The sequence below is a fragment of the Gordonia sp. (in: high G+C Gram-positive bacteria) genome, assembly GCF_047606305.1.
Lineage (GTDB): Bacteria > Actinomycetota > Actinomycetes > Mycobacteriales > Mycobacteriaceae > Gordonia.
In genome coordinates, this window is sequence record NZ_JASGER010000014.1 from 59,885 (window position 1) to 67,322 (window position 7,438).

At 67.5% G+C, this 7,438-nt stretch carries 8 protein-coding genes and 1 pseudogene; 4 read left to right on the top strand and 5 right to left on the bottom strand.

From position 1 onward, the window contains the following. Positions 1–33 precede the first annotated feature (33 nt). Both glpD and QM634_RS02645 read left to right on the top strand, forming a co-directional pair. On the top strand, positions 34–1,776 hold the full coding sequence (gene glpD / locus QM634_RS02640) for a glycerol-3-phosphate dehydrogenase (protein WP_415041220.1): 1,743 nt from the start codon (positions 34–36) through the stop codon (positions 1,774–1,776). A 99-nt stretch (positions 1,777–1,875) separates the two neighbouring features. Continuing rightward, complete coding sequence (locus QM634_RS02645) at positions 1,876–2,304, top strand: pyridoxamine 5'-phosphate oxidase family protein (protein WP_415041221.1); 429 nt, start codon at positions 1,876–1,878, stop codon at positions 2,302–2,304. Here the strand turns inward: QM634_RS02645 and QM634_RS02650 are convergent. The 4 genes from QM634_RS02650 to QM634_RS02665 are packed head-to-tail and all read right to left on the bottom strand — an operon-like array spanning position 2,264 to position 4,358. Further along, positions 2,264–3,076, bottom strand: coding sequence for a DNA-formamidopyrimidine glycosylase family protein (locus QM634_RS02650; RefSeq protein WP_415041222.1), 813 nt, complete (start codon positions 3,074–3,076; stop codon positions 2,264–2,266). The genes QM634_RS02645 and QM634_RS02650 overlap by 41 nt on opposite strands. A gap of 9 nt (positions 3,077–3,085) precedes the next feature. Beyond that, positions 3,086–3,478 (bottom strand): type II toxin-antitoxin system VapC family toxin, encoded by a 393-nt coding sequence (locus tag QM634_RS02655; RefSeq protein WP_415041223.1) that lies wholly within the window; start codon positions 3,476–3,478, stop codon positions 3,086–3,088. Continuing rightward, positions 3,475–3,720 (bottom strand): FitA-like ribbon-helix-helix domain-containing protein, encoded by a 246-nt coding sequence (locus QM634_RS02660; RefSeq protein ID WP_415041224.1) that lies wholly within the window; start codon positions 3,718–3,720, stop codon positions 3,475–3,477. Before QM634_RS02660 ends, QM634_RS02655 begins: the two co-directional genes overlap by 4 nt. Positions 3,721–3,755: 35 nt before the next feature. Continuing rightward, positions 3,756–4,358 carry a TetR/AcrR family transcriptional regulator gene (locus QM634_RS02665; RefSeq protein ID WP_415041225.1) on the bottom strand — a complete coding sequence of 201 codons (603 nt, stop codon included), beginning with the start codon at positions 4,356–4,358 and terminating at the stop codon, positions 3,756–3,758. A gap of 107 nt (positions 4,359–4,465) precedes the next feature. Here QM634_RS02665 and QM634_RS02670 point away from each other — a divergent pair, with 107 nt between their 5' ends. Both QM634_RS02670 and QM634_RS02675 read left to right on the top strand, forming a co-directional pair. After that, on the top strand, positions 4,466–5,584 hold the full coding sequence (locus tag QM634_RS02670; protein WP_415041226.1) for a hypothetical protein: 1,119 nt from the start codon (positions 4,466–4,468) through the stop codon (positions 5,582–5,584). Next, on the top strand, positions 5,578–6,609 hold the full coding sequence (locus QM634_RS02675; RefSeq protein ID WP_415041227.1) for a phosphotransferase family protein: 1,032 nt from the start codon (positions 5,578–5,580) through the stop codon (positions 6,607–6,609). The genes QM634_RS02670 and QM634_RS02675 overlap by 7 nt, the downstream gene beginning before the upstream one ends. Positions 6,610–6,618: 9 nt before the next feature. On the opposite strand, the pseudogene QM634_RS02680 reads toward QM634_RS02675, so the two are convergent. Further along, positions 6,619–7,438 (bottom strand): annotated as a pseudogene (locus tag QM634_RS02680) (DEAD/DEAH box helicase); the annotation flags it as partial.

Genomic DNA, 7,438 nt, shown 5'->3' on the forward strand with positions numbered 1-7,438 from the left:
CAGCCATCTTTGCACGCGGTAGGCTCGGCAACTGTGAATACCGAGCCCGCAGGCGACCGGCCCGCAGATCTGAGTCCGGAGTACCACAAGACCGCGTGGGAGCGATTGGGCTCGGAGCAGTTCGACATCGTCGTCGTCGGCGGTGGTGTCGTCGGGGTCGGATCGGCGCTCGACGCCGCGACGCGCGGGCTGCGTGTGGCGCTGGTCGAGGCGCGCGACATCGCGTCGGGAACCTCGAGCCGGTCGTCGAAGATGTTCCACGGCGGCCTGCGGTACCTCGAGCAGCTGGAGTTCGGCCTGGTGCGCGAGGCGCTGCGCGAGCGCGAGCTGTCGCTGCGACTGCTCGCCCCGCATCTGGTCAAGCCGCTGCCCTTCCTCTACCCGCTCACCAAGCACGTGTGGGAGCGGCCGTACGTCGCGGCCGGGCTCTTCCTCTACGACCAGATGGGCGGCGCCAAGTCGGTGCCCGGCCAGCGCCACGTCACCCGGTCGGGCGCGTTGCGCGCGGCACCGGCCCTCAAGCGGTCCTCCCTCGTGGGCGGGATCCGCTACTACGACACGGTCGTCGACGACGCCCGGCACAGCCTGACCGTCGCGCGGACCGCCGCCCAGTACGGCGCCGTCATCCGCACCTCGACCCAGGTCGTCGACTTCCTGCGCGAGGCCGATCGGGTCATGGGTGTGCGCGTGCGCGACTCGGACACCGGCGAGACCACCGAGGTCCGCGCCCACTGCGTCATCAATGCGGCTGGCGTGTGGACCGACGAGGTGCAGGCACTGTCCAAGGAGCGCGGCCATTTCAAGGTCCGCGCCTCCAAGGGCGTGCACATCGTGGTGCCGCGGGACCGCATCGTCAGCGAGACCGCCATCATCCTGCGCACGGTCAACTCGGTGCTGTTCGTCATCCCGTGGGAGACGCACTGGATCATCGGCACCACCGACACCGACTGGAACCTCGACCTGGCGCATCCGGCGGCGACCCGCAAGGACATCGACTACATCCTCGACCGGGTCAACGAGGTGCTGGTCTCCCCGTTGACGCACGACGACATCGAGGGCGTCTACGCCGGCCTGCGGCCGCTCCTGGCCGGCGAGGACGATGAGACGTCGAGTCTGTCCCGCGAGCACGCCGTTGCCACCGTCGCGCCCGGCCTCGTCTCCATTGCCGGTGGCAAGTACACGACCTACCGCGTGATGGGTGCCGACGCCGTCGACGCCTGCAACGACTTCATCCCCACGCGGGTCGCGCCCTCCATCACCGAGCGGGTGCCGCTGCTCGGCGCCGACGGGTACTTCGCGCTGATCAACCAGTGCGAGGGCCTCGGTCAGCGCTACGGCCTGCACCCGTACCGTGTGCGGCGCCTGCTCAACCGGTACGGCTCGCTGATCGACGATGTGCTGCGCTACGCCGAGGACGATCCGTCGTTGCTCGACCCGCTCGAAGCGGCCCCGCAGTACCTGCGGGTGGAGATCGTCTACGCCGTGCGCAACGAGGCCGCACTGCACCTGGAGGACCTGCTCGCCCGACGCACGCGCATCTCCATCGAGTACTCGCACCGCGGGGTGGACTGTGCCAAGGAGGTCGCCGACCTGGTTGCGCCGATCCTCGGCTGGTCGAAGAAGACGACGGCCTTCGAGGTGGCGAACTATGTGGCGCGCGTCGAGGCGGAGATCGCCTCGCAGCAACAGCCCGACGACGCCTCGGCGGACGCGCTGCGGATCGCGGCACCCGAGTCGCGCAAGGACATCCTCGAGCCGGTCCCGGTGCCCGAATAGGGCGTGGTGATCGGGCCCAAAGGCCCTGGTCGTCGACCGGCGTGACACCCATCGCTTCGGTAACCTCGGAGGGACCCCAGCGGATTCCCGGAGGTCACCATGGTTGACGGAAGCGCAGTTCAAACCCTCTCCGAGGATGAGGCCTGGAGCCTGCTCGGCACGCGCTCGCTGGGTCGCATTGCGACAAGCGTCGGCGACCAGCCCGAGATCTTCCCCATCAACTTCCACGTCGCCGACGGCAAGATCTACTTCCGCACCGCCGCCGGCGCCAAGCTGTCCGAGATCGCGGTGAACAACCGCCTCGCCTTCGAGGCCGATCAGACCGACGACGATGGCGGGTGGAGCGTGATCGCCAAGGGGCACGCGAAGATCCTGGTCACCACCCACGACATCGAAGAGGCCGACAAGTTGCCGCTGCGCAGCTGGGTGCCGACGCTCAAGTACGACTACGTCGAGATCACCGTCGACGACATCTCCGCCCGGCGGTTCACCTTCGGTCCGGAGCCGGACCGTTACGGGAACCAGTAGCCGGCTGGCAGGTGGGACAGAAGTAGGTCACGCGGTCGCGGTCGCGACCGTCCACGCGCCTGATCGGCGTGCCGCACCGACGGCAGGGCCTCTTCTCGCGCCCGTACACCCAGTGGGTCGCCCGGCCCGGCAGCCCGGTGGTGTTGCGGGTCGGCCGCAGGCGGTTTTGCCAGAGCAGCGTCCGCGCCGCCCCGACCGCCTCTGGCGCGTCGACGTCGACCACCGGTGTCGACGGGTGGACGCCCAGGAGGAAACAGATCTCGTTGCGGTAGACGTTGCCGACGCCGGCCATGATCCGCTGGTCGAGGAGCACGTCGGACACCGTCCGAGCGGGGTCGGCGGCCGCGATGTTCGCCAGCGCGGCATCGGCGTCCCACGACGGCCCGAGCAGATCGGGGCCGAGGTGTGCCAATGCCGCGTCGGGATCGGTGTCGACGTGCAGCTCGCGCAGGAGGAATCCGACGGCTTGCGCGCCGTCGACGTGCAGGACGACGCGGGCGGTGTGGCCGGGTTTGGTCCACCGCTGCCCGAGCCGGAACACCCGGCACGATCCGTCCATGCCCAGGTGTGAGCGGATGGCGCACCGCCGCTCTCCGTCGGACAGGTCCATGACCAGGTGTTTGCCGATCGACCGGACCTCGTCGACCCGCCAACCGCTCAGGTCGACGGTCGCCAGTCGTGGCACGCGGAAGTCCGTCTTCGTCAGCACCTGCCCCGCGAGCACCGGGCGCAGCCGGGCGGCGAGCGCGAAGAGGGTGTCGCCCTCAGGCATCGGGGCACGTCATTGGATCAACACAACCGTCACGCCGAGTTCCGGCGCCCGCGACAGTTTGGCGTCGGAGGTCATCAGCGCTGCCTCGAGAAGTTGGGCCGTCGCGACGTAGAACGCATCGGAAATCCGGACCGACGTGCGGAGCCGCCATGCCTCTTCGATGAGCGTCGGATGGTCGACGCGTCGGATGGTGGCGGTGCGGAGCAGGTGGAGTCCATAGTCGGCCTCGCCATCGCTGATCTGGCCGGTGCGAACCAGACGCCACAACGCCGAGGCAACCTCCACGTCGAAGATGGCCGGCGCCCACATTTCGGCGTCGGACATTGCGCTGAGGACGGCCGATTGTCGTGGTGTGGGCAAGATAGCGTCGACGAAGGCGCTCGCATCGACGACACACCTCATGGTGCGGGCGGCCGCGTGTCGTACTCGTCGCGCGCCGCGTCGATCGCCGCGAGTGTGTCAATCGGGCGTGCGGTGCCCGCTCGTCGCGCGGCGGTTGCCCAGTCCTCGAACAATGGGCGATCCAGGTCGGCACGCAAGACGCGTGTGACGTACTCGGACATGGAGATGTCCAGTCTGCGGGCACGCTCACTCAGCCGGGTATGGAGGTCATCCGGGAGGTTGCGAACCTGCAAGTTGCTCATATCATGAGGCTAGCATGAACTATGCATGCACTGGATCAGCTGAGGCGGGATTCGACGATGAGAGCGAGGGTCTCGGCCAGCTGATCACAGAAGGGTCCGGCGCCGGCCTCGCCGCGGGTGAGTCCGCGCACCACGGTTGACGCAACGAGCAGATCGAATACCTCGTCGCCCACCTTGGCGGCTTTGCCGGGTGCGGCGGGAAACTGATCGGCGATCACCTCGATGAGGGCGTGACGTATCGGGTGGTCGGACCGCGCGACCAACTTCTCATACGCGCCTGCAGTGTTCTGGTAAGACGCCAGAAGGCCGGGAACCGCGGATCGGACGGCCGGCTCGGCGATTTGACCGAGAAACCAGTGCGTCCAGGCGAGCAGGTCTGCGCGCAAGTCGCCGGTGCCACTCGGAGGCGTGGCCCCCTCGACGCCGAAGACGGCCTCTTCGACAATCGCCTCCTTCGAGGACCAGCGTCGATAGATCGCGGGTGTCGCGACTCCAGATGCGCGTGAGATGGCACTGATAGTCGTCTTCGCGTAACCGACCTCGGCGAGCAACGTGCGCGTCGCGGTCAGGATTGACGCATCGAGCCCGGGATTGCGCGGCCGGCCGGCCGTCGTCGATACCTCGGTGCGTTCGCTCACGGTTGCCGAGCGTACCGGACCGCCGACGAGGAAAATCGCCATTTCATTACGTAGTGACATGATACGTAATACTCTGGCTGGAGCGCACCCAGATGAGAGGACAAGCCATGCTCACCCCCCAAGACGAACTGTTGTGTCATCAGTTGCCGACCACATTCGACCACGTCAGCCAGAGTGATCTGCGGTGGACCGAGCGGATCGTCATGTACGGCTTCGACCGGACCGGGGACATCAGCATCATGACCGGGATGGCCCGCTACCCGAACCGCAATGTCATGGACGCCTACGCGATGGTGACCCGTCACGGTCGGGAGGCTCGGGTGGTGCGGATGTCGACCGAAATCGATGCGACGGAGGGAGCACTGTCGTCCTGGACCGTCGGGCCGTACACCTATGAGGTCACCGACCCGCTGCATGGAGTCAGGTCGGTGGTGGCACCCAACGATCACGGCATCAGCCTGCACTTGGAACTGACGGGCACCTTTCCCGCGTATGAGCAGGCCCCGGCGTTTCACCGGTCCCGAGGGCGGGTCCGAGAGGATGCGCGTCGGTTCTATCAAAATGGTCGGCTGACCGGGTGGATCGAACTCGACGGGGAGCGAATCGACATCGATCCCGACAAGTGGTGGTTCGGGCGTGACCATTCCTGGGGCGTTCGACACGGCGGTGGCGGTGGGAGCCTGTCCGAGGGAGATCACCGGCAGCCCTCGGAGGTGCCCGACGGCGTCTTGTACTACATGGGCATCTTCGAGTTCGAGGACGAGCTCGTGCACTTTGCGCAGCGTGAGACGAGTACGGGCGAACGCTGGCAGTTCGAGGGGGAGGTTCTCCACCCCCTCGCATCCGGCAAGGAGTCCCTCCCGATCATCGACGTCGAGCATGACCTGAAGTTCCGAGAAGGTCGACGAGTGATCGATGCCGGCAGCACCTTCACCGTGCATAGAGCGGATCGGGCGGTCGATTCAATCGAGGTCACCCCGCTCTGCGACTTCTGGCCTGGTTTGGCGGGCTACGACGAGTTCAACGGATACGCCTCGGGTATGTGGAGAGGCCCGGCATTCATCGACTCCTTCAGTGCCGACCTGACCGATCCCACGGTGCTGGGACAGGTGAGCATGCTGTCCGAAACCCTGTGTGAGGTGCGCATGGGAGACAAGACCGGGCACGGCCTGGTCGAGATGGTCTTCATGGGCGCGTACCCGCGGTACGGGTACACGGGGTGGTGACCGGCGTGGTGCAACGCGTCCCTTCCGAAAGATTGGGCTCTGCTCTGACGCCGATCCTCGAAGCCAAGGGTTTCGGACCTGCGACGAACCTGGCGCGCACCGAGCGCGGGTTCGCAACGGAGACCTACTTGTTCACGGCCGAGGACTCAGAGGGAACACCGGTCCCGCTCGTCTTTCGCCGGCCACCCGAGGTGTCGCTGTTCCCCGACTACGACCTGCGACGCCAGTACTTGGTCATGGACCGACTGCGTGCCGCTACAGACCTGGCAGTGCCGTCAGTGCGATGGATCGACCCCGGGGACGAGAATCCACTGGGGTCTCCGTATCTGGTGATGGACCAGATCACCGGTGGTGTCGCGCCCAGTGACTTCCCGTCGTACCACACCGCGGGAACCTATTTTGACGCCGACGAAGCCGGTCGACGGCAGATGTGGTTTGCCTGCGTGGACACGATCGCGGCCGTCCATCAGGTGGACGTGCCGAGCGCCGGGTTGGGATTTCTCGCCATGCCCAAGTTCGGAACTGGGGCGCTGGAGCAGGTTGTGAACTACCTGGACGCTGCCGTGCATTGGGCCTCGCCATCACCGGCCCCGGCCTTCGACAGGGCGATTGCCTGGCTGCGCGACAACTCCTACGAGCCCGAGCACACGACGTTGGTCTGGGGCGATGCGCGCATGTCGAACATCCTCTATTCGCCGGAGCGCACCGTACGAGGGGTTCTCGATTGGGAGATCGCTTACCTGGGTGATCACGAGGCGGATCTGGCGTGGATGCTCTTCCTGGACTGGGCGTGCAGCGAGTTCGAGGGGCACCCCGTGCTTCCCGGCACACCGTCGCGGGAAGAGACGATTGCCCACTACGAGGTGCAGACCGGTTGGCGGGTCGAGAATCTGATGTACAACGAGGTCCTCGCCGCAGTCTTGTTGGCAGTCCCGTTGATCAGGATGGCGACCCATCTCAACCTCGGCCCCGATGTCGACATCGTGGGCTTCTGCGTCGCGCGAATCGAGCAGCTGTTGGGTTAGAGCACTCTGTCAGGCATGAGTCCCGTACCGCAGCCGGATGCCGCGGGGGGTGGTGGTGAAGCCGGCCTCGACCAGGGTTCTGCCGAAGTCGGTGGACAGGACCGGCTCGCCGTCGACGGTGTCGATGGCGAGGCGCTCGACGCGACCGGCGCGCACCAGGTCGACGAGCGCGGAGGCGGCCGCGTCGAGGGGCGACCGGTCGGCGGTGGGGAAGGTGAGAACCGTCTTCCCACCGCGCTCGACGAAGCAGGCGAGGGCGCCGTCGACGAGGACGACCAGTGCGCCGGCCTTGCGGCCCGGGCGGTGGCCGCCGGCCGTGTCGGGCCACTCGAGAGCGGCCCCGTACGGATTCGCCGGGTCGGTGGCGGCCAGCACGACGGCGCGCCCGGCCCGCTCGCGGGGGATCGTGGTGTGGTCGCGCAGGGCGTCCACGGTCGTCGGCACCGCGAATTGCGCACCGCCGAGGCCGTCGACGTAGTACCCGCGGCGCACCTTCCCGCTGTCCTCGAAAACGGTGAGGGCCCGGTAGACGCGGGAGAAGCCGCCCGGGACGCCCTCGGTGTGGACCGCGCCCTTGGTGACCACCCCGTACCGCTCGAGCACGACCTCACACATCGCCGAGGTCGCCGCCGTCGGCTCGGCGTCGGGGCGCTCCAGCAAGAACCACCGTCCGCCCAGCACCGCCGGCACCGTCGGTGCCGCGATCGGCGTCGACGATCCGGCCAGGTAAGCGCCTGACAACCGTGCGCCGCGCAGCCGCGGGGTGCGCCGCGACCGGTGGCTGGGGGCGGCGCGCTTGGCAGTCGTGCCGCGATGGGCCAGCAGCGCG

Excerpts from the sequence above, each read along its gene's own strand:
- QM634_RS02645 (WP_415041221.1), top strand. The coding sequence starts at position 1,876 with ATGGTTGACGGAAGCGCAGTTCAAACCCTCTCCGAGGATGAGGCCTGG.
- QM634_RS02670 (WP_415041226.1), top strand. The coding sequence starts at position 4,466 with ATGCTCACCCCCCAAGACGAACTGTTGTGTCATCAGTTGCCGACCACA.
- QM634_RS02655 (WP_415041223.1), bottom strand. The coding sequence starts at position 3,478 with ATGAGGTGTGTCGTCGATGCGAGCGCCTTCGTCGACGCTATCTTGCCC.
- QM634_RS02650 (WP_415041222.1), bottom strand. The coding sequence starts at position 3,076 with ATGCCTGAGGGCGACACCCTCTTCGCGCTCGCCGCCCGGCTGCGCCCG.
- QM634_RS02660 (WP_415041224.1), bottom strand. The coding sequence starts at position 3,720 with ATGAGCAACTTGCAGGTTCGCAACCTCCCGGATGACCTCCATACCCGG.